Source organism: Rathayibacter sp. PhB152 (assembly GCF_003751395.1).
GTDB lineage: Bacteria > Actinomycetota > Actinomycetes > Actinomycetales > Microbacteriaceae > Rathayibacter > Rathayibacter festucae.
Genome location: NZ_RJUT01000002.1, coordinates 483,023 through 508,464, shown reverse-complemented (window position 1 = coordinate 508,464; position 25,442 = coordinate 483,023). Strand labels below are relative to the sequence as shown.

Here is a 25,442-nt window from a genome sequence, read left to right as displayed (position 1 = left end):
CGGCGCCGCACGAGCCGCACCACCTGAGAACGACCCCAGGCTGCCGACGGCAGGATGGGGAGGTCCGCGCCCACCGCGCGGACGGCACCAGGGGCCCAGCGCCCCGACGAGGAAGGGACACCCATGACACGCGTCGCCGTCATCGGAGCACACGGCAAGGTCGGCCAGCAGATCCTCCATCTGCTCTACGACGCCGGACACGAAGCGGTCGGAGTCGTCCGCAACCCCGACCACTCGGAGGACATCGTCCGCCTCGGCGGCGAGCCGCTCGTCCACGACCTCGAGCACTCGACCGCCGAGGACTTCGCCGGACGACTCGAGGGCGTGGACGCCCTGGTCTTCACCGCCGGCGCCGGACCCGACTCGGGTCCCGAGCGCAAGCGCACCGTCGACCTCGGCGCCTCCGTCCTCAGCCAGGAGGCGGCCGCGATCGCCGGCATCCGCCGCTTCGTGCAGATCAGCGCGATCGGCGTGGACGCCCCGCTCGACGACGACACCGAGGAGGGCTGGCGCGCCTACGTCGAGGCCAAGCGCGACGCCGACACGGCGCTCCGCGGCACCGACCTCGACTGGACGATCCTCCGCCCGGGCGGTCTGACCAACGACGAGGGCACCGGCCGGATCGAGCTCGGCGAGAGCGTCGAGCGGGGCAGCATCCCGCGCGAGGACGTCGCCGCCACCGTGATCGCGGTGCTCGCCGATCCCTCCTCGATCGGGAAGACCTGGGAGATCGTCTCGGGCGACGTCGCCATCGAGGACGCGGTCGCGAAGGGCGCCTGAGCGCTCACCGGACCGTCGGGCGCCGGGAGCCCTGCACCTAGAGTGGGGCGGGTGAGCACTCACCCGCCCCGCCCCTGGATCCGCAGCTACGCCGAGGGAGTGCCGGAGGAGCTGGAGCTCCCGACCGGCTCGCTCGTCGACATCGTCACCGAGTCCGCGCGGCGCTATCCGCACCAGGTCGCGCTCGAGTTCTTCGGCCGCTCCACCAGCTACGCCCAGCTCGCGGACGACGTCGAGAAGGCCGCGGAGGGCCTGCGCCGACTCGGCGTCCGGTCCGGCGACTCGGTCGCTCTGATCCTGCCGAACTGCCCGCAGCACGTGGTCGCCTTCTACGCGGTCCTGCGTCTCGGCGCGGTCGTCGTCGAGCACAACCCGCTCTACACGCCGCGCGAGCTTCGGCACCAGTTCGAGGACCACGGCGCGCGGGTCGCGATCGCCTGGGACCGCGTGGTGCCGCTCGTCCAGGACCTTCCCGAGGACCTCGGCGTCGAGACGGTCGTCTCCGTCGATCTGACCCGGGCGATGCCCGCGCCGATGCGCGCGGCGCTCCGGCTGCCGATCCGCAAGGCCCGCGAGTCGCGCGCCGCCCTGACCGGGAAGGTCCGCGGCGCGATCGAGTGGGACTCGCTGCTGCGCCGCCGGCTCGACCCGGCGCACCCGCGGCCGACGGCGGAGGACCTCGCGGTCATCCAGTACACCAGCGGCACGACCGGCACCCCGAAGGGCGCGGAGCTGACGCACCTGAACCTCACGGCCAACGCCGCGCAGTCCCGCGCGTGGGTGCCGACGGTGCGCCGCGGCGACTGCGTCGTCTACGCGGTCCTGCCGATGTTCCACGCCTACGGGCTGACCCTCTGCCTCACCTTCGCGATGAGCATGGGCGCACGTCTCGTGCTGTTCCCCAAGTTCGATCCGGACCTGGTCCTCAAGGTGGTCCGAAAGCACCCGGCGACGTTCCTGCCCGCGGTCCCGCCGATCGCCGAGCGGCTCGCGCTGCGCGCGAAGGAGAAGGGCGTCTCGCTGCAGGGCATCGAGATCGCGATCTCGGGCGCCATGCCGCTCGACCCGGACCTGGTCGAGTCGTTCGAGGCGCTGACCGGCGGCACGCTCGTCGAGGGCTACGGGCTGTCGGAGACCTCGCCCGTGCTGATGGCGAACCCGGTCAGCACCGCGCGCCGGGCCGGGACAGTCGGGCTGCCGCTGCCGGGGACGGACGTGCGGATCGTCGATCCGGAGGACCCGGAGACCGAGGTCGAGGCCGGCGGGCAGGGCGAGCTGGTCGTGCGCGGGCCGCAGGTGTTCCGCGGCTACCACCGCAAGCCCGACGAGACCGCGGCCGTGTTCACCGCCGAGGGCTGGTTCCGCACCGGCGACATCGCGACGATCGACGAGGACGGCTTCGTCACCATCGTCGACCGGATCAAGGAGCTGATCATCACCGGCGGCTTCAACGTGTCACCGTCGGAGGTCGAGGAGGTGCTCCGCCGGCTGCCCGCCGTCCGCGATGTGGCCGTCGTCGGCCTGCCGGACGCCCGCAGCGGCGAGCAGGTCGCCGCCGCGGTCGTCCTCGAGCCGGGTGCCCACCTCGATCAGGAGGAGGCGCGCCGCACCGTGCGCGAGGCGCTCACGCCCTACAAGGTGCCCAAGCGGATCGTCGTCGTCGACGAACTGCCGCGGAGCATGATCGGGAAGGTGCTGCGCCGCGAGGTGAAGGCGCTGCTGCTCGACGAGTCCTGAGGCCGGGCGGTTCCACGCCTGCCTCAGGACTCGCGGGGGTCAGAAGTCGAAGCCTCCGCCGAAGTCGCCGCCGCCGAAGTCGCCGCCACCGCCGATGTCGCCTCCGCCGTAGTCGCCTCCGCCGTAGTCGCCCCCGCCGTAGTCGCCTCCTGCGTCGCCGGCACCGGCGTCGCCGCCGTCCGCTCCCGCGTCTCCGCCGTCTCCGCCGTCGGCACCCTCGGCCTGGACCGACTCGCCGACACCGTCGGGGATGAACGCGTCGGCGATGGCGGAGCCGATCACGAAGCCGGCGATGGTGCCGAGCATCGACGAGGCGAGCACGCCGCCGAAGCCCATGCCGCCGGCGCCGCCGCCGGAGAAGCGCCGCTCCATGAAGCCGGGCTGGCGCAGCTCACTGCGGGTCGCGGACTGCGCGAGCGACGGCGCGTCGTCGGCGCGCGGGGCGTCGCCCGCGGGCGCACCCTCGCTGAGCTCGCGGAAGACCTGCTGGCGCTGCTCGGGCGTCAACTGCTCGAACGCCTCGCGGTGGACCTGCTCGATCGCCTCGGGCGGCGCGGTGCGCAGGAGGTAGCGGTAGCGCTCGATCGCGATCTCGTCCTTGCTGCGCGCGGACTGCGCGGGCGGGGTGCCGTAGGCCGGGGCGTCGGCACGGCGCTCCGCGGCCGCAGGGGCCGGGTAGCCGGCGGCGGGGCGGCGCTCCTCGGGTCGCTCTTCGCGGCCCAGCAGTCGGTCCAGGAATCCCATGATCTCCTCCTCGGCGCGGCAGGATGCGCACGCACAGCGCAACGCTATGCCTCCCTCCGCGGTGATCGCTGAGGGTTCACTCAGAGCGAGCCCAGCGTCGGTCATCAGCCGTCGACGGAGACAGGAGAGGTGGCGCGAAGCGCCACTCCGTCTCCCTGCTGATCGAGTAGCGCGCGCAGCGGGCGTATCGAGATCGACCAGCGTCAGAGGACGAGTCCGCAGACCCGCCCTGCTGATGACGGCGGGTCTCGATACGCCCCTCCGGGGCTACTCGACCAGCATGAATGCGAGTTCGACGTCAGCAACCATGCTGATCGAGTAGCCCGCGCAGCGGGCGTATCGAGATCCACCCTCGTCAGCAGGCGAGGTCTGCAGACCCCACCCCCGGGGGACGCTGGGTCTCGATACGCCCCTCCGGGGCTACTCGACCAGCATGAGGGCGCGGCTCGCGGCACGCGAGACCTCGACGGGGAGCGCAGCTCGCGGCACGCGAGTCCTCTTCGGCGAGCGGCGCGCGACGCGCGAGTCCTCGGCGGGGGGTCAGGCGGACTCGCGGAGGACGAGCTGGTGGCGGACCGTGCGGTGCACCGACGGGCCGCCCTTCGGGAGGTCGCCGGCGATCATGGCGACGGCGAGGTCGAGGGCGTGCCGGGCGAGCTCGTCGAGGTCGACGGCGAGGGTCGTCAGCGTGGGCGCGAGCAGGCGTCCGATCGAGAGGCCGTCGATGCCGACCACCCGGACATCGCCCGGCACGTCCACGCCCGCGCGGCGGCAGGCGGAGAGCACGCCCAGCGCGCAGAGGTCGTTGAAGGCGACGATCGCGTCCGCGACCCGCGGCCGGGCGACGATCCGCTCGGTCGCCTCCGCCGCGGCCTGCGCGGTCGGGCCGTCGGCGCGGACGACCGAGGGCTCGAGGCCGTGCGCGGTGAACGCGCGCAGCAGCAGCTCCGCACGCCTGCTCGGCCGCGCGTCTCCCGAGACGTCGACGATCACGGGATGCCGCACCCCCGCTCCGGCCAGGTGCTCGGCGAGCGCCTCTACCGCGTCGGAGTGGTCGAGCACGACCGCGGCCCGCAGCGGATCACCGGTGGGATCGAGCTCCACCACGGGCACGGAGCCGAGCCGCTCGATCCACTCGGCAGCCCGGTCTCCGAAGGTGCCGATCACCGCGTCGGTCTGCGCGCCGAGCGCCTGGATCATCCGGTCGGAGTCGGCGGCGAGGCCGACGTCCGCGAGCGACACGTTCCAGCCCCGCGCCGCGGCGACCCGGACGACGGCGGAGGCGAGCTCCGGCGACCACGGGTTCCGCAGGTCGTCGACGACGAGCCCGAGCTGGTGCTCACCACCGGTGACCAGGCCGCGGCCGAAGCGCGACGGCCGGTACGACAGCTGCTCCGCCGCCTCGAGGACCCGCTGCTTCGTCTCCTCGCTGATGCCCGGCATGCCGTTCATCGCCCGGGTGACGGTCTGGCGGGAGACCCCGGCGGCCGCGGCGACGTCGTGGATCGTCGCGCGGCCGCCGGCCTCGGCACCGCTCAGGCGCGGAGGTCGAGCCACGCCGTCTGCTCCGGAGTCAGCTCGATCGACAGTCCGCGCATCGACGAGCGCAGCTCGGTGATCGTGCGCGGTCCGAAGAGCGGGAAGGTCGGGAACGGCTGCGCGAGCACGTAGGCCAGGGCGATCGCCGTCGCTCCGACGCCGTGCTCCGCCGCCAGCTGCTCGGCCCGGCGGAGCCGCTCGAAGTTGTCGGGCCCGTAGTAGCAGCGCACCAGCTCGGCGTCGCTGGTGTCGTCCGGGCGGGCTCGGCCGGTGAAGAAGCCGCGGGCCTGCGAGGACCACGGCAGCAGCGGGATCTGCCGCTCGACCAGCCACTCCTTCGAGGCCCGGTCGGTGACGTGCACGCAGCCGTCCCACGGCACGTCGTAGGCCTCGGCCAGGCCGAAGTGGTTGCTCAGCGCCTGGAAGCCGGCCCGGCCGTTGGCCCGGGCGTACTCCTGCGCCTCGTCGAAGCGCGCGGGGGTCCAGTTCGAGACGCCGTAGGCGCGGATCCGCCCGGCGCGCTGGTGCTCGTCCATCACGTCGACGAACTCGCCCACCGGCACCTCGAGGTTGTCGCGGTGCATCAGGTAGATGTCGGCGTAGTCGGTGCCCTGGCGCTCGAGGCTCTCGAGCAGCTGGCGGGTGAGCGACTCCGGGTCGCAGTACGGGGTGTGCGCGCCCTTGGTGATCACGACGACGTCCTCGCGGATGCCGCGGTTCCGGATCCACTGGCCGAGGCGGCCCTCGAGCACGCCGCCGCCGTAGATGTAGCCGGTGTCGAAGGCGGTTCCGCCCTGCTCGACGAAGGCGTCGAAGATCGCCGAGGCGTGCGCGAGGTCGGGCTGGTTGTCGACGCCCATCACGAGCCGCGACATCCGCTTGCCGACGCCGGGGATCTCGCCGGAGAGCATCGGCGCGTCCGCGGCGACGCGCAGCGGCCGGCCGGAGACGGTGGGGATGTCCGCGGTCTCGGCCTCGAACGGGAAGCGCAGGCCGACCGCGGAGCGCCAGCGGTCGAGCGTGCGCGCGGTCGCGAGCGTCTCGTCGAGGGTCATCTGCGGCACCTCGACGGCGCCGGCGGCCAGGGCGTCGGTCGTCGCGTCCGCCTCGAGCGCGTAGGGACTCTCCCCCTCGAAGGCGACGATGCGGGGCTCCTCGCCCACGACGCTGATCTCGATGCCCGTCTCCGCGGCGCCGAACCACGGGTCGGCCACGTGCAGACGGCCGCGAGTGCCGTGGACGGTCAGGGCGTTCACGTCGTCCAGCGCCACTCCGGTGCGGAGGGTCGCGGTGATGCCGCCGCGGTAGGTCGCGCGGGCGACGCTCCACTCGTCGACGCCGGTCGGGCCGAGCGTGCCCTGCGCGTCGAACTCGACGGGCTCGGCGACGGCGACGCCGGTCGCGGCCTGGACCACGGCCGCCGCGGCGGTGACGGTGTAGCCGCCGACGTCGAGGATGCCGCCGCCGGCCGTTGCGACGTCGTAGAGGCGGCCCTCGCGGGCGCCGGTGCGGAAGGAGAAGGAGGCGTCGATGTGCACGACGTCGCCGATCGCGCCGTCGCGGACGAGGTCGAGCAGCGCGGCGGTCTGCGGGTGGAAGCGGTACATGTACGCCTCGACCAGCGGCAGCCCGGCGCTGCGGGCGGCGTCGACGAGGGCCATCGCGGTGCCGTGGTTGACGGCGAGCGGCTTCTCGCAGAGCACGGCCTTGCCGGCCTCGAGCGCCTGGAGGACGAGCGCCGCGTGGCCGGTGTGCACCGTGGAGATGTAGACGGCACTGACCTGCGGATCGGCGAGGACCGCGGCGTAGTCGCCCGCGGTCGCGTCCGGGAAGCCGTGCTCGACCGCTTCGGCGGCGAAGGCGGCGGCGCGCCCCTGATCGGAGCTGCCCGCCGCGACGAGTCGGGCGCCGCGGCTGCTCGCCGGGAGCTGGGAGAGGAACCGGCGCGCGATGCTGCCGGGGCCGAGCACCGCCCAGCCCGGTGCGGTGGTGGTGGTCGGGGTGGAGTCGGTCATGCGTGGCCCTTTCGCGGCGTCGTCGACGTGAACGTTCACGCACCACGCTAGAGCGGCACGAGGGGCCGGGTCAAGCGTGGCGCGGAACGTCGCCGTGAACGTTCACCACGCGAAGAGAGACGCTCCCCCGCCACCGCTCCCGAGGGAGGCGGACGGGCGGAGGAGCGCCGGGGTCACTTCTGCTTCGGGACGACCACCCACATCACGAGGTACGCGATGATCTGCGGCCCGGGGAGCAGGCAGGAGAGCACGAAGAGCAGCCGGACCAGGAAGGGGCTCCAGCCGAAGCGGTTAGCGAGGCCGGCGCAGACGCCGGCGATGATCTTGCCCCGACGGGGGCGCACGAGAGTAGCCATGACTCCACTCTGGCGCAGGGCCGCTGAGTGGAGCATCAGGGGAACCCCCCGAACCGGCCTAGGGTGCGCCGTCCGGCCGCTCGGAGGCGATCCGCCGCGAGAAGCCCGCGGCGACCGTCGCATCCTCCTCCGGCCAGACCAGACGGAAGCGCTCGAAGACGACGGTGCCGATTCCGCCCGGCGACTCGCGCTCGAAGTAGCGGCGGTGCCCGGCGAGCCAGGACTCCCGCGAGCGGTCGTTCTCGCCCTCGTCCCAGGCGAAGGCGTCGTCCACGCTGTCGAGCGGACCGAGACGGATCTCGACGGTCCGCAGCACGACGCGGGCGACACCGGCGCCGTCGCAGACGATCCAGTGGTCGCCGACGCGGGGCACGGGCTCGTCGCCGACGAGCGAGGCCGTCGCGGTCTTGACGCCGCGCCGCACCAGGGCGAGCAGCTCGTCAGCGAGCTCGACCGAGTCGCCGAACGACTCGACGAGGGGCAGTTCTTCGGGCGCGATCGGCTCGTGCGCCCGGTAGGCGGCCCAGAGCGCTTCCGCCGCCGCGAGATCCGGCTCGGGCAGCGGGGTGCGCGCCGGAGTGTCGGGGAGCAGCGGGAGCAGGTTGGCCCCGGCGAGGGCGGCCGGCTCCTCGGGGTGGTTGTCGGGGGTCTCGACGCGCTCGAACGGCCAGCGCAGCAGCAGCCAGCGCCGCGCGTAGGCGTCGAGCTCCTCCTCGAGGCGGGACCCGACGAGGCTCGGCACGACCCACCAGGACGCCTCGGCCTCGTCGTCGCCGACGGGCCGGACGCTCAGGGCACCGAGGACCTCGGTCCAGTCCGCGCCGACGAGGAGGTAGACGAAGAGGCGCCGCTCGCGCGCGGCGGTCTCGAGCAGCCGGAGCGCGCGCAGGTCGTCACCCGGCGACGCGGAGGGCAGGCCGCTCGGGTCGCCCTCGGGCAGCAGCGCGGCGAGCCAGCCGCGGCGCTGCCCGATCACCGGGTGCAGCAGATCCGCGTCACTCGTCACGAGCGGGCGGAGGAACGCCCCGCCCGGCAGATCGAGCCGAGCGGGGACGGACGCGTCGCCGGGCAGAGTGCTCACGCCGCCGTCCGTCCCCCGCGCATCGACTCAGCCGGCCGCGCGCTCGAGGACGAGCTCGCGGACGCGGGCGGCGTCGGCCTGGCCCTTCATCGCCTTCATCACCGCGCCGATGACCGCGCCGGCGGCCTGGACCTTGCCGTCGCGGATCTTCGCGAGCACGTCGGGCTGCGAGGCCAGGGCGGCGTCGATCGCCTCGATCAGGGCGCCGTCGTCCGAGACGACCGCGAGCCCGCGGGCGTCGACGACCTCCTGCGGGGTGCCCTCGCCGGCGATGACGCCCTGGAGCACCTCGCGGGCGAGCCGGTCGGTGAGGGTGCCCGCGTCGATCAGCCCGGCGAGCTCGGCGACCTGCTCGGGCGACACCAGCTCGGCCGGATCCTGCCCCGCCGCGTTGGCGAGCCGGGCGACCTCACCGGTCCACCACTTGCGGGCGGCCTGCGGCGAGGCGCCGGCGGCGACGGTCTCGCTGATCTCGACCAGGAGACCGCTGTTCGCGACGTCCTGGAACTCGAGGTCGGTGAAGCCCCAGTCGGCCTTCAGCCGGCGGCGGCGGGCGGCGGGCTTCTCGGGCAGCGCGGCGCGCAGCTCCTCGATCAGCTCGGGGCTCGGCACCACGGGCAGCAGGTCGGGCTCCGGGAAGTAGCGGTAGTCGTCGGCGTCGCTCTTCGGGCGCCCGGCCGAGGTGCGGCCGGTGTCCTCGTGCCAGTGCCGCGTCTCCTGCGTGATCGTGCCACCGGCGGCGAGGATCGCGCCCTGGCGCTGGATCTCGTAGCGCACCGCGCGCTCGACCGAGCGGAGCGAGTTGACGTTCTTCGTCTCGGTGCGGGTGCCGAGCTTCTCCTGGCCGATCGGCTTGAGCGAGACGTTCGCGTCGCAGCGGAGGTTGCCGCGCTCCATCTTCGCGTCGGAGATGCCGAGCGCGAGGACGATGTCCCGGATGGTGGCGACGTAGGCCTTGGCGTACTCCGGAGCGCTCTTGCCCGCGCCGTGGATCGGCTTCGTGACGATCTCGACCAGCGGGACACCGGCGCGGTTGTAGTCGACCAGCGAGTACTCCGCGCCCTGGATGCGGCCGGTGGAGCCGCCGACGTGGGTCAGCTTGCCCGCGTCCTCCTCCATGTGCGCGCGCTCGATCGGGATGTGCACGACGCTGCCGTCGGCGAGCTCGACCTCGACCGAGCCCTCGAACGCGATCGGCTCGTCGAACTGCGAGATCTGGTAGTTCTTCGCCATGTCCGGGTAGAAGTAGTTCTTCCGAGCGAAGCGGCTGGACGGCGCGATCGAGCAGCCGAGCGCGAGGCCGAGGCTGATCGAGTAGCGGACGGCCTGCTCGTTGACGACCGGCAGCGAGCCGGGCAGGCCCAGGCACACGGGCGTCGTGTTGGTGTTCGGCTCGGAGCCGGCGATGTTCGGGGCGTCCGAGAACATCTTCGTCTTCGTGTTGAGCTCGATGTGCACCTCGAAGCCGAGGACCGGCTCGAAGCGCTCGAAGACCTCGTCGTAGTCCATCAGCTCGGGGGCGGACGCGTGCGCGGAGGCCATCAGACGGCACCTTCCTGGGGGGCGGAGAGCTGGGCGGCGGCGAGATCGGGCGCCTGCGAGAGCAGCGGGTGGCCCCACTGCTCCTCCAGGAGCGCCTCGAGCGCGCCGCCGACGGTGTAGAGCCGGACGTCCTGTCGGGCGGGGGCCAGGAACTGGACGCCGACCGGGAGGCCGTCCTCGTCGGCGAGACCGGCGGGGACCGAGATGCCGGGGATCCCGGCCAGGTTCGCCGGGATGGTCGCGATGTCGCCGCGGTACATCGCCAGCGGGTCGTCGAGCTTCTCGCCGAGCCGGTAGGCGGTGGTCGGCGCGGTCGGCGAGGCGATGACGTCGACCGAGGCGAAGGCGGCGTCGAAGTCGCGCTGGACGAGGGTCCGCACCTTCTGCGCGCTGCCGTAGTAGGCGTCGTAGTAGCCGGCCGAGAGCGCGTAGGTGCCGAGGATGATCCGCCGCTTCACCTCGGGGCCGAAGCCCTGCTCGCGGGTCGCGGCCATGACCTGCTCGACGGTGCCGCCGCCCTGCGGGGTGACCCGCAGGCCGAAGCGGACGGAGTCGAACTTCGCGAGGTTGCTCGACGCCTCCGCGGGGAGGATCAGGTAGTACGCCGCGACGGCGTGCTCGATGCTCGGCGCGCTGACCTCGACGATCTCGGCGCCGGCCTTCTCCAGGACCGCGAGGGCCTCGTGGAAGCGGGCCAGGACACCGGGCTGGAAGCCCTCTCCCCCGTCGAGCTCCTTGAGCACGCCGATCCGCAGGCCCTTCACGTCGGCGCGGCGGACCGCATCGGCGAAGGAGGGCCACTCGTCGCGGAGCGAGGTCGAGTCGCGCGGGTCGTGCCCGGCGATCACGTCGTGCAGCAGCGCCGAGTCCAGGACCGTGCGCGAGACCGGGCCGATCTGGTCGAGGCTCGAGGCCAGCGCGACGGCGCCGTAGCGGGACACCCCGCCGTAGGTCGGCTTGACGCCGACGGTGCCGGTGACGTGCGCGGGCTGGCGGATCGAGCCGCCGGTGTCGGAGCCGAGTGCCAGCGGCGCCTCGTAGCTCGCGACGGCCGCGGCCGAGCCGCCGCCGGAGCCGCCGGGGATGCGGTCGAGGTCCCAGGGGTTGTGGGTGGGGCCGTAAGCGGAGCGCTCGGTGGTCGAGCCCATCGCGAACTCGTCCATGTTGGTCTTGCCGATCGGCACGAGGCCGGCCGCGCGGACCTTCTGCATCACGGTCGCGTCGTACGGCGGGCGCCAGCCCTCGAGGATGCGCGAGCCCGCGGTGGTCGGCATGTCGTTCGTGACGATGACGTCCTTGACCGCGAGCGGGACGCCGGCGAGCGGGTGCAGCGACTCGCCCTGGGCGCGGCGGCGGTCGATCGCGTCGGCCGTCGCGGTCGCGGCGTCGCCCGCGACGTGCAGGAAGGCGTGCACCGCGCCGTCGACGGCGGCGATGCGGTCGAGGTGCGCCTGCGTCGCCTCGCGCGAGGAGACGGAGCCGTCGGCGAGGCGCGAGGCGAGGGCGGAGGCGCTGAGGCGGACGAGCTCGTCGCCGTGGGCGCTCACTGCTCCTCCCCCAGGATCGCGGAGACCTGGAAGCGGCTGCCGTCGTGCTCGGGAGCACCGGAGAGCGCCTGCTCGAGGGTCAGCGTCTCGCCCACGACGTCGGGGCGGAAGACGTTCTCGAGCGGGATGGGGTGGCTGGTGGCCGGGACGTCGGGGGTGGCGACGGCCTGGATCGCCGTCACCGAGTCGACGATCTGACCGAGCTCCCGGGTGAGGTTCTCGATCTCTTCGGTGGTGAGGTCGATCCTGGCCAGCGAGGCCAGATGGGCGACCGTGTCGGCCGTGATCTCGGACATGCGTCTCCGTCGGGTGGTTCGTGGGAATCGGCGTCCAGTCTAGCCAGGGGCACCGACGCTCCCTCCGCTCAGGCCCCGGGCGACGGGGTGGGCGATGGGGTGGGCGACGCGGTGACCGTGCCGGTGCCGAAGAGGCTCGTGCCGTGCTTCAGCAGCGCCTCGTAGGCGCCCTGGTACGTGGTCGGCAGGTCGTCGCCCGGCTCGCCGTAGCGGGCGAGCAGCAGGCCCATCAGCCCGAGGGCCGGTGGGCTGAGCGGCTTGTCCCTGTTCGCGTTGGCCGGGTGCGGCGGTGTCGCCTCCGGGTTCGGCGGCAGGTACTGCGGCACGGTGGTCGGCCAGTCGTCGATCTGCCGCGGGGTGTCGAGCGTGACGACGCCGAAGAGGTCGGGCGCGTCCGCGTCGCGCGCGGTGAGCGGCTCGAGCCCGTGCAGGCGGCTGAGGGTGCGGATCAGGGCGCCGTGGTGCATCTCGTCGTGCAGGACCGTGCCCGCCCGGGTGTAGGCGGAGATCGCGATGGCGGGCACGCGGCAGCCGAGGCGGTCGAAGCCGAAGCCCATCTCGCCCTCGCGGCCGTCGCCGGGCGGGGTCGCGGCAGGCGGTGGCACGTGGTCGTAGAGCCCGCCGTGCTCGTCGAAGGTGGCCAGCAGCAGGGTGTTGATCGCGTTCGAGCCCGTCGTCGACGCGCTCTCGCGGATCGCCGAGTAGATCTCGTGCAGCAGCAGCTCCCCCGCGCGCACGTCGGACAGCGCGCTGTCGTAGAGCGGCTGCCCGTCGACCTCGTCCTCGTGCAGGACGCCGGTCGGCGGGTGCATGTCGTTGTGGTCGAAGACGAGCCGCGGCTCCACGAAGGCGTAGTCGGGCAGCTCGCCGCTCGCGACGTCCGCGTAGAACTGCTCCATCGGGGCGAAGTTGGTCTTCCAGTACTTCTCGAGCACCGGCGCGTGCAGGAACCCGGTGTAGGAGACGACCTGGAGCGCGTCGAAGTAGACCCGCCAGCTCTTCCCGGCCTCCTCGAGGCGGTTGAAGACCGTCGGCGCATCTCCGAGGTCGTCGGCGAGCCACTTCTCGTAGCCGCCGCCGTGCTTGTTGGTGACGAAGCCGTGCGAGGTCGAGGCGTGGAAGAAGGAGCGGTTGCAGAAGGTCTGCGAGGGGACGGCGCAGAACCAGTGGTCGAAGACGGCGAACTCGCGGGCCAGGGTCGAGAAGACGGGGAGCATGTCGGGCGAGAATCCGCCCATGATCGTGCTGTACTCCTCGCGGGTGGGCTCCTCGCCCTTCTTCAGGTGGCGGAGGTTCTGCACGTAGTCCTCGAGGAACCCGCTCATCGTCGGGGCGGAGGCGTCGGCGGGCGCGTTGAAGGGGGCCGTCATGGCGCCGACGGACGCCCCGGCGTTGGACGGCGGGTCGATCGTGCCGAAGAGCTGGGTGTTGACGTGCGGGTACTCCTCGCCCGGGTCGGGATCGGGCTGGCGCATGACGGTGTCGGTCGCGCCCTGGTAGACGTGCGCGGTGACGGCGTCGCCCGCGGCGGTCGTGTTGGAGTGCTCGCCGCTCTGCAGGCCCTCGAAGGTCTCGCCCGCGGGCGGGCCGTCGGCCGCGTAGAGCTGCCCGAGGATGTTGTCGAAGGAGCGGTTCTCGAACATCACGACGACGACGTGGTCGAAGCCGGGCTCGCTGCGCTCGGGCAGGGGCGACTCGGCCTCGCGGTCGCGGCCGGAGGCGACGGCCGCGCCGATCGCTCCGCCGGTGAGGCCCGCGGCGGCGGCGGTGCCGGCCACGGCGCCGCCGGCCAGGAAGCGGCGGCGGGAGCGGGAGCGGGGGGCGTCGTCTCGCGGGGTGCGGTCGCCGCCGCCGTCGGTGCCGCTCATGCGCTCCGCCCTTCCCGCGTGCCGCGGATCCGTGCCTCCGGGGAGTGTAGCGACGCGCCCGGGGCGGCGGCTCGGAGCATCATGAGGGCCTGTTCGACGTCGCCGGGCTCGGCGGTGACGCCCGCCGCGGCGAGGGCTGCGGCCAGGGCCGGCCCGATCGAGTGCTCCCGGCCCTCCGGCGCGAAGGCGGGTGCCGTGCGCGGGTAGCGCGACAGCGGCCGGGCGGGTCCGGACAGCGCCTCGGCGACGGCGAGCACGCCGGCGTCGCCCAGCGCCCGGCGGTCGGCGGCGAAGCGGGCGCGGTGCAGGAGGGCGGGGGTCGCCGGGCCGAGCCGGGCCGTCAGACGATCACCGGGCCGCGCGCTCGAGGCGATGAGGAGGGCCGGGACGTCGCCGGGGCGATCGGACCGCCCGCGCGCGGTGACGACCAGCAGCACCCGGCGCCCGGCCGACTCCGCCGCCCTGGCCGCGTCGACGGTCTCGTGCAGGAGCCGCTCGGCCGTGCGCGCGTCCGCAGATCTCGACCGGCCCGGATCGTCGGCGGCGGCGAAGTCGGCCGGATCGACGAGCGAGCGGGGCTCGACCAGGACGACCGGCGGCAGGGCGCCCATCGCGGCCGCCTTCGCGAGTCCGGAGAGCGGGAGGAGTGCTCCCCCGGCAGCTGCCACCGCGGGATCGCGGTGCATCGGGTCGGGGTCGGCGAGGAGGGTGGTCGAGACGCCCTGGCGGTCGTCGACGACCAGGGACCAAGGGGTGCCGGCGTGCCAGGCCGAGTCGAGCAGCAGTCGGAGCGGGTCACGGCCGTCCGCGCGCCAGTGGTCGGCGCGCGCGAACGAGTGCGCGAGCAGCGTGTGCACGGGGAGCATCGCGGGGGCGAACCGGTCTCCGGCGGTTCCGGGGCCGGGGGCGGTCAGCACCTCGTCGGTTCCGCCGGCGAAGTCGCTGCCCGGCTCGCCGTCGAGGGCGCCGAAGACCTGGCGGCGCGGCCGTCCGGCGAAGGAGACGACGACGAGGTGATCGATCCGGGCCAGCGCCGCGGCGGCGGCGCGCTCGCGCGGCGTCAGCGGTACGGCATTGGCGGCGGCGTCCAGCGCGGTCGAGGCGGCCTCGGCGAGGGAGCGACGGAGGAAGGCCCGCCGCTCCTCGCCGGGCCGGTCAGGCATCCGCGTCGGGGGTCTCCTCAGCGGCGGCCGCATCGGCGGTCGCCGCATCGGCGGTCTCGCCGGCCGGCGCCTCGGCGGCGACCGGGTCGGTGCCGTCGGCGGCGACCGGGTCGGTGCCGTCGGCGGCGGGAGCGTCGGCGACGGGCGCGCCGCCGACCGCTTCTTCCGAGGCCGCTTCCTCGGGCAGCGCGATCGCCTCGGGCCCCTCGGTCACGAGCAGGTGGAACTCCGCGGCGGTGATGATCCGCACGCCGAGCGCCTCGGCCTTGCCGAGCTTGCTGCCGGCGCCGGGGCCGGCGGCGACGTAGTGCGTCTTCTTGGAGACGCTCGAGCCGGCCTTGCCGCCGGCGGCGAGGATCGCCTCCTGTGCCCCCTCGCGGCTGTAGCCCTCGAGCGAGCCGGTCGCGACGACGGTGAGCCCGGCGAGCACGCCGCCCGCGGCGTCGGCCGCACCGGGGCCCGGGTGGCCGGGCGTGGCGAACTGCACGCCGGCCTTCGCCCAACGGTCGACGATCTCGGCGTGCCAGTCGACCTCGAACCAGGCGAGCACCGCGTCGCCGATGATGCCGCCGACGCCGTCGACCGCGGCGAGCTCCTCGCGGCTGGCCGCGCGGATCGCGTCGAGCGAGCCGAAGTGGCCGGCCAGGGCGCGCGCGGCGACCGGGCCGACGTGCCGGATGCTGAGCGAGACCAGGAAGCGCCAGAGCGGCGAGGTCTTCGCCTTCTCGATGTTGGCGATCAGCGCGAGACCGGTCGTCGACGGCACGTACTCGGCGTCGCCGCCGAACACCTCCGCCGCCGGGTCATAGGCGCCGTCGCGCTTCTGCCGCTTGCGCTTGAACGGGCCGACGACCTTCGCCTCGCCCCGGTCGTCGAGCTTCTGCAGGCCGGTCTCGCTGTCGCGGACGACGACCTCGATCGGGAAGACGTCCTCGATCCGCAGCTCGAAGAGGCCCGCCTCGGTGTCGAGCGGCGGCTCCGCGGGCACGAACGGCTGGGTCAGCGCCGCGGCGGTCACCTCGCCGAGCACCTCGATGTCGAGCGCGCCGCGGCTGCCGATGTGCTCGACGCGGCCGCGCACCTGCGCGGGGCAGGAGCGGGCGTTCGGGCAGCGCAGATCGACGTCGCCCTCCTTGGCGGGAGCGAGGGTCGTGCCGCACTCGGGGCACTGCGTCGGCATCACGAACTCGCGCTCGCTGCCGTCGCGCAGCTCGATCACCGGGCCGAGCACCTCGGGGATGACGTCGCCCGCCTTGCGCAGGACGACGGTGTCGCCGATCAGCACCCCCTTGGCCTTCACCACGTCGGCGTTGTGCAGCGTGGCCTGGCGCACCTCGGAGCCGGCGACCTTGACCTTCTCCATCTGCGCGAACGGGGTGGCCCGGCCGGTGCGACCGACGCTGACGACGATGTCGAGGAGCTTGGTGTGCACCTCCTCGGGCGGGTACTTGTAGGCGATGGCCCAGCGCGGGGCGCGGCTGGTGGCGCCGAGCTCGTCGTGCAGCTCCAGCTCGTCGACCTTGACGACGACGCCGTCGATCTCGTGCTCGACCGAGTGTCGCTCGCGGCCGTACTGCTCGACGAAGGCGAGGACCTCGTCGACCGACTCCGAGACCCGGTTGTGGGCGCTGACCGGCAGCCCCCAGGAGGCGAGCAGGCCGTAGACCTCGGACTGGCTCTGCACCGGCGGGTCGGGCCAGGCGCCGATGCCGTGCACGTAGAGCGCGAGCGAGCCGACCCGCGCCTCGCCGGCGCGGAGGTCGAGGCCGGACTTCTTGTCGAGCTGCTGGCGGAGCCCGCCGCTCGCGGCGTTCCGCGGGTTGGCGAAGGTGGGGAAGCGGCGCAGGGCGCTGTCGCGGACCCGCTCCTCGTCGAAGGGCTTGCGGGTGGCGCTCGGCCGGGCCGACCAGCGCTCGCGCGCCTCCTCGACGGCCTTGTCCCGCAGGGTCTCCTGCAGGGCGTTCAGTGCCGCGAACTCGCGCACGGGGATGAAGACCTCGCCGCGGACCTCGACCAGCGCGGGGTGCCCCTCGCCCGCCAGCTGCTGCGGGATGCCGGCCACGCGCAGAGCGTTGACCGTGACGTCCTCGCCGGTCCGCCCGTCGCCGCGGGTGGCGGCGGTGACGAGGCGGCCGTTCTCGTAGTGCAGCGAGATGGCGAGGCCGTCGATCTTGAGCTCGGTCAGCCAGGCGACCGGGCGGGCGGCGGAGGCGACGGTCTTGTCGCACCACTCCCGCAGCTCCTCTGCCGAGAACACGTTGTCGAGCGAGAGCATCCGCTCGGCGTGGTCGATCGGGTCGAGACCGGCGGCGACCACTCCCCCCACCGTCTGCGTCGGCGAGTCCTCGGTGGCCAGCTCGGGGTGCGCCGTCTCGAGCTCGGCGAGCTCGCGGACCAGCGCGTCGTACTCGGCGTCGGCGAGCGGCGAGGCGTCGGCCGCGTAGTAGTCCTCGCTCGCGGAGCGGATCCGGGCGCGCAGCTCGTCGACGCGCTGGGCCGGATCGAGGTCCGCCGCCGGCGTCGCGCCCGCCTCGGACTTCGCGGCCATCAGAGCACCGCCCCGCTCGCGGAGGCACCGACGAGGTCGGCCGCGACCGTGCGGTCGATCGTGCACTGGCCGAGCACGCGGGTGCCGAGGTAGACGACGGCCGTCTGGCCGGGGGCGACGCCGTCGAGCGGCGAGTCGGGAGTGATCACGAGCTCCACCTTCCCATCCACCTCCGACACGACCGCGGTCGCCGGGACCGGGTCGGCGTGCGCGCGGATCTGCACGTCGCAGCGGAACGGCGTCGACGCGTCCTCCGGCGCCGCGCCGGCCCAGGTGAAGCGCGAGCCGGCGATCTCACCGATGCGCAGCGCCTCCCGCGGACCGACGACGACCTCGTTGGTCTTCGTCCGCACCTCGAGCACGAAGCGCGGGCGGCCGTCCGGCGCGGGCACGCCGAGGTGCAGGCCCCGGCGCTGGCCGACGGTGTAGCCGTGCGCTCCCTCGTGCGCCCCCACCACCGCGCCGTCGCGTTCGACGATCGCGCCGGTCTCGGGGGCGACGCGCTCCGAGAGCCAGCCGCGGGTGTCGCCGTCGGGGATGAAGCAGATGTCGTAGCTGTCCGGCTTGTTCGCGACGCTCAGGCCGCGGCGGGCCGCCTCCGCCCGGACGACCGCCTTCGAGGGCGTCGAGCCGAGCGGGAACATCGAGTGCTCGAGCTGCGCGGTGGTGAGCACGCCGAGGACGTAGGACTGGTCCTTCGCCTCGTCGCTCGCGCGGTGCAGCTCGGGGCTGCCGTCGGCGGCGGTCTCGAGGGAGGCGTAGTGGCCGGTGCAGACGGCGTCGAAGCCGAGGTCGAGCGCCTTCTCGAGCAGGGCCGCGAACTTGATCCGCTCGTTGCAGCGCATGCACGGGTTGGGGGTGCGGCCGGCGGCGTACTCGGCCACGAAGTCGTCGACCACGTCGAGCTTGAACCGCTCGGAGAAGTCCCACACGTAGTAGGGGATGCCGAGGACGTTCGCGGCGCGCTGGGCGTCCATCGAGTCCTCGATCGTGCAGCAGCCGCGGCTGCCGGTGCGCAGCGTGCCGGGCATCCTGCTCAGCGCGAGGTGCACGCCGACCACCTCGTGCCCCGCCTCCACCGCGCGGGCCGCGGCCACCGCCGAGTCCACTCCACCGCTCATCGCCGCAAGAACCTTCACCGTCCGAGTCTACGAGCGGGCGGCGGGCGTGCGGTGTGCGCGATTCGCGGCGGTCCGTCCCCGGTCGCGTCCGATCTGCAGGCGATCGCGCGCGTTCGGCGCAGACCTGCACGGAGGATCGGGCGACTCGCGCCGGACACCTGCAGAACGGACGAGCGCCTGCACAACGGGTGGGCACCGCGCGGAGGCGGCGTCAGGCGGGGAGCACGGCGCGGCGGGACAGGCCGGCGCGGGCCGCCCGCGCGTACGCGCCCGGCAGCGCCGCGAGCAGCGCGTCGACGTCGGCGTCCGTCGTGGTCCAGCCGAGCGTCATCCGGAGCACGCCGCGCGCCTCGTCCTCGGTGCGGCCGAGCGCCAGCACCACGTGCGAGGGCTCGGGGATCCCGGCCGTGCAGGCCGAGCCGGTGGACACCGAGACGCCCGCCATGTCCAGGAGGAAGAGGAGCGAGTCGCCCTGCGCGCCGGGGAAGGCGAGGTGCGCGTTGCTCGCGACCCGCCGGCCGGAGTCGACAGCCGGCCCGGTCAGCGTCGCGCCGGGGACGGCGGCGAGGATCCCGGCGACGAGCCGATCGCGCAGGGCCGCCAGCCGAAGCGCCTCCCCGGGCAGCTCCGCGACCGCCTCCGTCACGGCCGCCGCGAACGCCGCCGCCCCGGGGACGTCCTGGGTGCCCGAGCGGACGCCGCGCTGCTGGCCACCGCCGTGCAGGACCGGCACGACCCGGGCGTCGCGCGCCAGGACGAGGGCGCCGGTCGCGATCGGCCCGCCGACCTTGTGCCCCGAGACGCTGACCGCGACGAGACCCGCGCCGTCGCGGGAGCCGGAGGCGCGCCGCACCGCCGCGACCTCGAGCGGCAGGTGGCCGAGCGCCGCGACTGCGTCCAGGTGCAGCGGCACGCCGGCCCGCGCGCAGACCGCGGCCAGCTCGGCGACCGGCGCGATCGTGCCGATCTCGTTGTTCACCCAGAGCGCGGAGACCAGTGCGACGGAGCCCGGATCCGCGGCGAGCGCCGCCTCGAGCGTCTCGGGCCGCAGCGTCCCCTCCGAGTCGAGCGCGAGCCACTCGATCCGGGCTCCCTCGTGGGTCGCGAGCCACTCCACCGTGTCGATCGTGGCGTGGTGCTCGCCGCCGGGCACGAGGATGCGCGTGCGCGCCGGGGATTCCGCGACGCGCTGCCAGTAGAGGCCCTTGAGCGCCAGGTTGATCGCCTCGGTGCCGCCCGCGGTGAGGATCACCTCGATCGGCTCGCAGCCGAGGGCTACGGCGATGGCCGAGCGGGCGTCCTCGAGCCGGCGGCGCGCCTCCTGGCCTGAGCCGTGCACCGACGAGGGGTTGCCGGGCTGAGTGGACGCCTCGGCGAAGGCGGCGAGCGCCGACGCCCGGAGCGGGGTGGTCGCCGCGTGGTCGAGATAGATCATGGCGCCCTCCGTCCCGCGTCCGGGGTGCGGAGCAGGTCTCCGGCCCCTCACTACTGTAGGTCGCATGCAGACACGCGACTCCCTGGCCCGCCTCGGAGTCGTCGTGGACGCGGAGGGCGGTGAGCTGCGGGTCTGGTCGGAGCACGCGACCGCCATCGATCTGCTGCTCTACGACGAGAAGGACCCCAGCTGGGTCACCCGCACCGTCCCGCTGGTGCGCGGCGACGACGCCGTCTGGTCCGCCCGGGCGGCGCAGCTCACCGTCGGCCGGCGCTACGCGATCAAGGTGGACGGGCCCTCGGGCGTCCCCGGCCGCTTCGATCCGCGGGTCCCCCTGCTCGAGCCGTACTCCCGCGGGCTGCACCGGGTCGCCGAGAACGAGTGGCGCTCCGTCGTCGTGGACGACTCCTTCGACTGGGGCTCCTCCGAGAAGCCGCGCACGCCGCTGGATCGCACCGTGATCTACGAGGCGCACGTGAAGGGCCTGACCAAGCTCAACCCGGCGCTGCCCGTCGAGCTGCGCGGCAGCTACGCCGGTCTCGCGCACGAGTCGACCGTCTCGTCGCTCCTCGACCTCCGGGTCACCGCCGTCGAGCTCCTCCCCGTGCACGCGTTCGTCTCGGAGCAGCGGCTGCTGCGCCAGGGACTCACCAACTACTGGGGCTACAACACCCTCAACTTCTTCAGCCCGCACGCCGCCTACGCCTCCCCCGCCGCCCAGCGCGGCGGCCCGACCGCGGTGCTGCGCGAGTTCAAGGGCATGGTCAAGCTGCTGCACGAGGCCGGGCTCGAGGTGATCCTCGACGTCGTCTACAACCACACCGCGGAGGAGGGGCCGCAGGGTCCGCGCTCGAGCCTGCGCGGGATCGACGACCAGGCGTACTACCGCCAGACCGGCGAGGGCCACTACATCGACGTGACCGGCTGCGGCAACACGATCGACTTCGGCCGGCCGGTCGCGCAGCGCCTGGTGCTCGACTCGCTCCGCTACTGGTCCGACGAGGTCGGGGTCGACGGCTTCCGACTCGATCTGGCCGCGACCCTCGGGCGGGACGAGATCGCGCACTTCCAGCGCGACCACCCGCTGCTGCGCGCGGCCGTCGAGGACCCGTCGCTCGCCGACGTGAAGATGATCGCCGAGCCCTGGGACGTCGGCATGGGCGGCTGGCAGACCGGCAACTTCCCGGACGGCTGGTCGGAGTGGAACGACCGCTACCGCGACCGCGCCCGCAACTTCTGGCTCTCGGACATCGACTACGCCCGGCGCGCGGGAACGGCGCCGGTCGGCATCGGCGGCTTCGCGACCCGGCTCTCCGGCTCGTCGAACACGTTCTCGCTCGAGCGCGGGCCGCTCGCCTCCGTCAACTTCGTCACGGCGCACGACGGCTTCACGCTCGCCGACCTGGTCTCCTACAACGTCAAGCACAACATCGGCAACGGCGAGTCGAACCGGGACGGCGCCGACACCAACCGCTCCTTCAACCACGGCTTCGAGGGCCCGACCGCCGACGACGGCGTCAACCAGGGCCGGCGGAAGGCGATGCGGAATCTGCTCGGGACGCTGCTGCTCTCGGCCGGCGTCCCGATGATCACCGCCGGCGACGAGTTCGGCCGCAGCCAGCGAGGCAACAACAACGCCTACTGCCAGGACTCCGACCTCACCTGGCTGCGCTGGGACGGGCGCAGCGATTGGCAGCTCGAGCTGCGGGAGCACGCACGGACGCTGATCCGCCTGCGCCGCGAGCACCCGGCGCTGCGGCCCTCGCGCTACGGGCGCGGCGGTGCGGTGACACCGGGAGCCACGAGCATGCAGTGGTTCGACGCGCACGGGCGGACGATGTCGGAGCACGACTGGACCTCCGCGGAGAACCGCACGCTGCAGTACCTGGCCGCGTCCACTCCCGAGACGGAGGAGTTCGACCGCGTCCTGCTGATCGTGCACGGCGTCGAGGCGGACACCTCGGTGGTCCTCGCCGAGAGCGAGGGGGTCACCGGGTACACGCGACTGTGGAGCAGCGAGGAGTCGGTGCCGCTCGAGCACGGCGAGTCGTTCGAGCCGGGGCAGGTCGTCCGCGTCGCCGGCACGTCGATGCAGCTCTTCGCCGCGCACGGCCCGCGTCCGGCCGCCGCGCGCTGATGAAGGGCGGACCGGGGACTCCGGCGACGCTCGCGCTGACCGCGGCGGGGATCGCCTTCGTGCCGCGGGAGTACCGGCACGATCCCGGGGCGGCGAGCTACGGCGGCGAGGCCGCTGAGGCGCTCGGGGTGGAGCCGGAGCGGGTGTTCAAGACCCTGCTGGTCGACGTCGACGGCGAGCTCGTCGTCGGCATCGTGCCGGTGACCGGGCAGCTGGGGCTCAAGGAGCTCGCGGCGGCGGTCGGCGGCAAGCGGGCGACGATGGCCGACCCCGCGCTCGCGCAGCGGCGCACCGGTTACGTGCTCGGCGGCATCTCGCCGATCGGGCAGAAGACGCGGCACCGCACGGTGCTCGACGAGACGGCGGAGCTGTACGACACCGTGCTCGTCTCCGGCGGGCGGCGCGGCTTCGACATCGAGCTCGCGCCGGCGGACCTCGTCGCCGCGACGGGCGCGACCCTGGCGGACATCGCGCGCTGAGCGGGGCGGGTCTCGATACGCCGCTGCGCGGCTACTCGACCAGCATGCATCTAGAGGACGCTTCGCGGCAGCTCCACCGGCATGCACTGAGGCCACGTCAATGCTGATCGAGCAGCCCTCGCAGAGGGCTTCCCTGCTGATCGAGCAGCCCGCGGAGCGGGCGTATCGAGATCCACCACCGTCAGAACCTGAGTCTGCAGACCAGCCCTCCTGGTGACGTCGGGTCTCGATACGCCCCTGCGGGGCTACTCGACCACATGTCGCGGCGCAGCCGCGTCCTTTCGCTGACCACTTCTACGCGAAGCGGCTTCCCCGCTCGAGACGCCGCTGCGCGGCTACTCGACCGGCATGGGCGCGCGTCAGCCGGCCGCCGCGACCAGGCCGAGCTCGGCCGAGCGGGCGAGCAGCGGGTGCCGCGGCACGACGCGGACGGTGTAGCCGAAGGAGCCGCTGCGGTCGAGGACGATCTCGCCGGCGTAGGGCACGCGGCCGACCGCGTCGGCGGGCACGACCGCGCCCGACTCCTCCGCCACCTCGAGCTCGTGCAGGCGCACGTCGACGAGCGAGCCGTCCGCCGCGGTGGTGCCGGAGACGACCTGCACCACGACGTCCTCGGGCGAGAGCTCGCCCAGGCGGACCCCCGCGCGCAGCGCGAGCCGGTCGCCGCGCTGGGGCACCGCGTCGATGCCGCCCGACTCGACCGACGCGACCGCCACGCCCGGCCAGCCCGCGCGGACCCGCTGCTTCCAGGCGGAGAGCTCCTTGGCCGGCTCGAAGTGGTCGGCCGCGATCTCGCGCCCGGCCCCGGCGGCGGGCTGGTAGAGCGCCTCGACGTACTGGCGCACCATCCGCTCGGCCGACAGCTCCGGCGAGAGCGTCGCCAGCGTGTGGCGGATCGAGCGCACCCAGCGGCGCGGCACTCCGTCGTGGTCGCGCTCGTAGTAGCGCGGCACGACCTCGCTCTCGAGCAGCTCGTAGAGCGCATCGGCCTCGAGCGTGTCGCGCGACTCCGGGTCGAGGTCGCGGTCGGAGGACGGGATCGCCCAGCCGTTCTCGCCGTCGAAGTACTCGTTCCACCAGCCGTCGAGGATCGACAGGTTCAGCGAGCCGTTCAGCGCGGCCTTCATCCCGGAGGTGCCGCACGCCTCGAGCGGGCGCAGCGGGTTGTTCAGCCAGACGTCGGTGCCCGGGTAGAGCAGCTGCGCCATCGCGATGTCGTAGTCGGGCAGGAAGACGATCCGCCGGCGCACGTCCGGCTCCTGCGCGAAGCGGACCAGCTTCTGGATCAGCCGCTTGCCCTCCTCGTCGGCGGGGTGCGACTTGCCGGCGATCACGATCTGGATCGGGTGCTCCGGGTGGGTCAGCAGCGCGCGCAGCCGCTCCGGGTCGTGCAGCATCAGCGTCAGCCGCTTGTAGGTGGGCACTCGCCGGGCGAAGCCGATGGTGAGCACGTCCGGGTCGAGCAGCTCGTCCAGCCAGGCCGGAGTGAGGCCGCCGGGGTTCTGCTCGCGCCAGGAGCGGGCGGCGCGCGCCCGGGCGTCGCGCACCAGCTGCTCGCGCATCGAGCGCCGCGCCTGCCAGAGCTCGCCGTCGCTCAGGGCGCCGGAGGCCCAGTCGGCGCGGGTGGTGTCGTCGGTGCCGAGCCGGTCGCGGGCGAGACCCCGGAGGATCGGATCGGTCCAGGTCGCCGCGTGCACGCCGTTGGTGACCGAGCCGATCGGCACCTCCGCCGTGTCGAAGCCCGGCCAGAGACCGGAGAACATCGAGCGGCTCACCTCGCCGTGCAGCTTCGAGACGCCGTTGGAGCGCTGCGCCAGGCGGAGCCCCATGAACGCCATGTTGAAGACGTCGCTCGCGCCGCCCGTGGTCGACTCGGAGCCCAGCGCCAGCACGTCCTCGATCTGCACGCCCGGCAGCAGCTCGGTGGTGAAGTACTGCTCGATCATCCCGCGGTCGAAGCGGTCGATGCCCGCCGGCACCGGCGTGTGCGTGGTGAAGACCGTGCTCGCGCGCACGACCTGCAGCGCCTGGTCGAAGTCGAGACCCGAGCCGATCAGGCCGGAGATGCGCTCGAGCCCCTGGAAGCCCGCATGCCCCTCGTTGGTGTGGAACACCTCCGGGAGCGGCGTGCCCGAGACCTCGGCCCACAGCTCGAGGGCGCGCACGCCGCCGATGCCCAGCAGCAGCTCCTGCAGCAGGCGGTGCTCGCCGCCGCCGCCGTAGAGCCGGTCGGTGACCGTCCGCAGGGCGTCCTCGTTCTCGCGGACGTCCGTGTCGAGCAGCAGCAGCGTCACCCGGCCCACCTCGGCCCGCCAGACCCGGGCGTAGAGCGCGCGCCCGTCCGGCAGGGCCAGCACGATCCGCGCCGCCGAGCCGTCGGCCAGCCGCACGATCCGCAGCGGCAGGCCGTCGGGGTCGAGCGAGGGGTAGGACTCGAGCTGCCAGCCGTCGGCGGAGAGGCCCTGGGAGAAGTAGCCCGAGCGGTAGAAGAGGCCGACGCCCGTCAGCGGGACGCCGAGGTCCGAGGAGGCCTTGAGGTGGTCGCCCGCGAGGATGCCCAGGCCGCCGGAGTACTGCGGGAGCGCGGCGGCGATGCCGAACTCGGGCGAGAAGTAGGCGATCGAGCGCGGCGCCGACTCCGGCAGCGACTGGTACCAGCGCGGCTCGGTGCGGTAGCGCTCGAGATCGTCGCGCAGGCGCCAGGCGTCGTCGACGAAGCCCTGGTCGCGGGCCAGCTCGGCGAGGCGCTCGGGCGCGATCGCGCCGAGGAGCGCGGTCGGGTCGCCGCCGCTGCGCTGCCACAGCTCCGCGTCCGCCCGCTCGAACAGGCGCCGGGTCGGCTCGTGCCAGGCCCAGCGCAGATTGCCCGCCAGCTCGCCGAGCGCGGACAGCTCGGGCGGCAGGACCGATCGGACGGTGAAGCGGCGGATGGCCTTCACGGCACTCCTCGACTCTCTGCCGGTACGGCGACCGGCTGATCCCGGCGACTGAGGACCCCGGCGAGCACCCCCTGCGGACGGCCGGGGCGGTCGCGCTCGCACACTGTAGCGGAGT

18 protein-coding genes are annotated in these 25,442 nt (G+C 73.8%); 4 read left to right on the top strand and 14 right to left on the bottom strand.

From position 1 onward, the window contains the following. The first annotated feature begins 123 nt into the window (after positions 1-123). Positions 124-780, top strand: a complete 657-nt coding sequence (locus tag EDF36_RS05775) for an SDR family oxidoreductase (protein ID WP_123732238.1) — start codon at positions 124-126, stop codon at positions 778-780. Positions 781-831: 51 nt separating this feature from the next. Continuing rightward, on the top strand, positions 832-2,517 hold the full coding sequence (locus tag EDF36_RS05770) for a long-chain-fatty-acid--CoA ligase (RefSeq protein ID WP_123732237.1): 1,686 nt from the start codon (positions 832-834) through the stop codon (positions 2,515-2,517). Positions 2,518-2,556: 39 nt separating this feature from the next. Here EDF36_RS05770 and EDF36_RS05765 read toward each other — a convergent pair whose 3' ends face one another. The 13 genes from EDF36_RS05765 to EDF36_RS05705 all read right to left on the bottom strand — a co-directional run bounded on the left by EDF36_RS05765 (position 2,557) and on the right by EDF36_RS05705 (position 19,772). Continuing rightward, complete coding sequence (locus EDF36_RS05765; protein WP_123732236.1) at positions 2,557-3,261, bottom strand: hypothetical protein; 705 nt, start codon at positions 3,259-3,261, stop codon at positions 2,557-2,559. A 540-nt stretch (positions 3,262-3,801) separates the two neighbouring features. Next, a complete protein-coding gene (locus tag EDF36_RS05760) occupies positions 3,802-4,818 on the bottom strand; it encodes a LacI family DNA-binding transcriptional regulator (protein ID WP_123732235.1) in 1,017 nt (338 codons plus the stop codon). After that, on the bottom strand, positions 4,797-6,815 hold the full coding sequence (locus EDF36_RS05755) for an aldo/keto reductase (RefSeq protein ID WP_123732234.1): 2,019 nt from the start codon (positions 6,813-6,815) through the stop codon (positions 4,797-4,799). The genes EDF36_RS05760 and EDF36_RS05755 overlap by 22 nt, the downstream gene beginning before the upstream one ends. Before the next feature lie 173 nt (positions 6,816-6,988). Then, the gene (locus EDF36_RS05750; RefSeq protein WP_123445760.1) at positions 6,989-7,171 is read right to left on the bottom strand and encodes a PspC domain-containing protein; all 183 of its coding nucleotides are present in this window, start codon (positions 7,169-7,171) and stop codon (positions 6,989-6,991) included. Positions 7,172-7,229: 58 nt separating this feature from the next. Continuing rightward, a complete protein-coding gene (locus EDF36_RS21735; protein ID WP_260300537.1) occupies positions 7,230-8,252 on the bottom strand; it encodes an ASCH domain-containing protein in 1,023 nt (340 codons plus the stop codon). 27 nt (positions 8,253-8,279) lie between these two features. Further along, positions 8,280-9,794: an Asp-tRNA(Asn)/Glu-tRNA(Gln) amidotransferase subunit GatB gene (gatB, locus tag EDF36_RS05740; protein WP_123732233.1), complete on the bottom strand. Its 1,515-nt coding sequence runs from the start codon at positions 9,792-9,794 to the stop codon at positions 8,280-8,282. Further along, on the bottom strand, positions 9,794-11,341 hold the full coding sequence (gatA, locus tag EDF36_RS05735) for an Asp-tRNA(Asn)/Glu-tRNA(Gln) amidotransferase subunit GatA (RefSeq protein WP_123703420.1): 1,548 nt from the start codon (positions 11,339-11,341) through the stop codon (positions 9,794-9,796). Before gatA ends, gatB begins: the two co-directional genes overlap by 1 nt. Then, the gene (gene gatC / locus EDF36_RS05730) at positions 11,338-11,637 is read right to left on the bottom strand and encodes an Asp-tRNA(Asn)/Glu-tRNA(Gln) amidotransferase subunit GatC (RefSeq protein ID WP_123445757.1); all 300 of its coding nucleotides are present in this window, start codon (positions 11,635-11,637) and stop codon (positions 11,338-11,340) included. Before gatC ends, gatA begins: the two co-directional genes overlap by 4 nt. Positions 11,638-11,705: 68 nt before the next feature. Then, a complete protein-coding gene (locus EDF36_RS05725) occupies positions 11,706-13,505 on the bottom strand; it encodes an alkaline phosphatase family protein (RefSeq protein ID WP_123732232.1) in 1,800 nt (599 codons plus the stop codon). Further along, entirely contained in the window at positions 13,502-14,668 is a 1,167-nt protein-coding gene (locus EDF36_RS05720; protein WP_123732231.1) for a hypothetical protein, read from the bottom strand. The genes EDF36_RS05725 and EDF36_RS05720 overlap by 4 nt, the downstream gene beginning before the upstream one ends. Beyond that, positions 14,661-17,216 (bottom strand): NAD-dependent DNA ligase LigA, encoded by a 2,556-nt coding sequence (ligA, locus tag EDF36_RS05715; protein ID WP_123732230.1) that lies wholly within the window; start codon positions 17,214-17,216, stop codon positions 14,661-14,663. The genes EDF36_RS05720 and ligA overlap by 8 nt, the downstream gene beginning before the upstream one ends. Then, the gene (gene mnmA / locus EDF36_RS05710) at positions 17,216-18,355 is read right to left on the bottom strand and encodes a tRNA 2-thiouridine(34) synthase MnmA (protein WP_185020376.1); all 1,140 of its coding nucleotides are present in this window, start codon (positions 18,353-18,355) and stop codon (positions 17,216-17,218) included. The genes ligA and mnmA overlap by 1 nt, the downstream gene beginning before the upstream one ends. 193 nt (positions 18,356-18,548) lie before the next feature. Then, positions 18,549-19,772, bottom strand: coding sequence for a cysteine desulfurase family protein (locus EDF36_RS05705; RefSeq protein ID WP_123732228.1), 1,224 nt, complete (start codon positions 19,770-19,772; stop codon positions 18,549-18,551). A 64-nt stretch (positions 19,773-19,836) separates the two neighbouring features. Between EDF36_RS05705 and glgX the strand changes: the two genes are divergently transcribed. Both glgX and ybaK read left to right on the top strand, forming a co-directional pair. After that, positions 19,837-21,909 (top strand): glycogen debranching protein GlgX, encoded by a 2,073-nt coding sequence (gene glgX, locus EDF36_RS05700; protein ID WP_123732227.1) that lies wholly within the window; start codon positions 19,837-19,839, stop codon positions 21,907-21,909. Then, positions 21,909-22,388 (top strand): Cys-tRNA(Pro) deacylase, encoded by a 480-nt coding sequence (gene ybaK / locus EDF36_RS05695; protein WP_123732226.1) that lies wholly within the window; start codon positions 21,909-21,911, stop codon positions 22,386-22,388. Before glgX ends, ybaK begins: the two co-directional genes overlap by 1 nt. A 359-nt stretch (positions 22,389-22,747) precedes the next feature. On the opposite strand, the gene glgP is transcribed toward ybaK, so the two are convergent. Further along, positions 22,748-25,327, bottom strand: coding sequence for an alpha-glucan family phosphorylase (gene glgP, locus EDF36_RS05690; protein ID WP_123732225.1), 2,580 nt, complete (start codon positions 25,325-25,327; stop codon positions 22,748-22,750). Between the last annotated feature and the right edge of the window lie 115 nt (positions 25,328-25,442).

Bases quoted from the DNA above. Each gene is read 5' to 3' on its own strand.
- EDF36_RS05750 (WP_123445760.1), bottom strand. From the start codon at position 7,171: ATGGCTACTCTCGTGCGCCCCCGTCGGGGCAAGATCATCGCCGGCGTC.
- EDF36_RS05725 (WP_123732232.1), bottom strand. From the start codon at position 13,505: ATGAGCGGCACCGACGGCGGCGGCGACCGCACCCCGCGAGACGACGCC.
- EDF36_RS05755 (WP_123732234.1), bottom strand. From the start codon at position 6,815: ATGACCGACTCCACCCCGACCACCACCACCGCACCGGGCTGGGCGGTG.
- ybaK (WP_123732226.1), top strand. From the start codon at position 21,909: ATGAAGGGCGGACCGGGGACTCCGGCGACGCTCGCGCTGACCGCGGCG.
- glgX (WP_123732227.1), top strand. From the start codon at position 19,837: ATGCAGACACGCGACTCCCTGGCCCGCCTCGGAGTCGTCGTGGACGCG.
- gatB (WP_123732233.1), bottom strand. From the start codon at position 9,794: ATGGCCTCCGCGCACGCGTCCGCCCCCGAGCTGATGGACTACGACGAG.
- EDF36_RS05775 (WP_123732238.1), top strand. From the start codon at position 124: ATGACACGCGTCGCCGTCATCGGAGCACACGGCAAGGTCGGCCAGCAG.
- EDF36_RS05705 (WP_123732228.1), bottom strand. From the start codon at position 19,772: ATGATCTATCTCGACCACGCGGCGACCACCCCGCTCCGGGCGTCGGCG.
- gatC (WP_123445757.1), bottom strand. From the start codon at position 11,637: ATGTCCGAGATCACGGCCGACACGGTCGCCCATCTGGCCTCGCTGGCC.
- EDF36_RS05720 (WP_123732231.1), bottom strand. From the start codon at position 14,668: ATGCCTGACCGGCCCGGCGAGGAGCGGCGGGCCTTCCTCCGTCGCTCC.
- EDF36_RS05765 (WP_123732236.1), bottom strand. From the start codon at position 3,261: ATGGGATTCCTGGACCGACTGCTGGGCCGCGAAGAGCGACCCGAGGAG.
- ligA (WP_123732230.1), bottom strand. From the start codon at position 17,216: ATGGCCGCGAAGTCCGAGGCGGGCGCGACGCCGGCGGCGGACCTCGAT.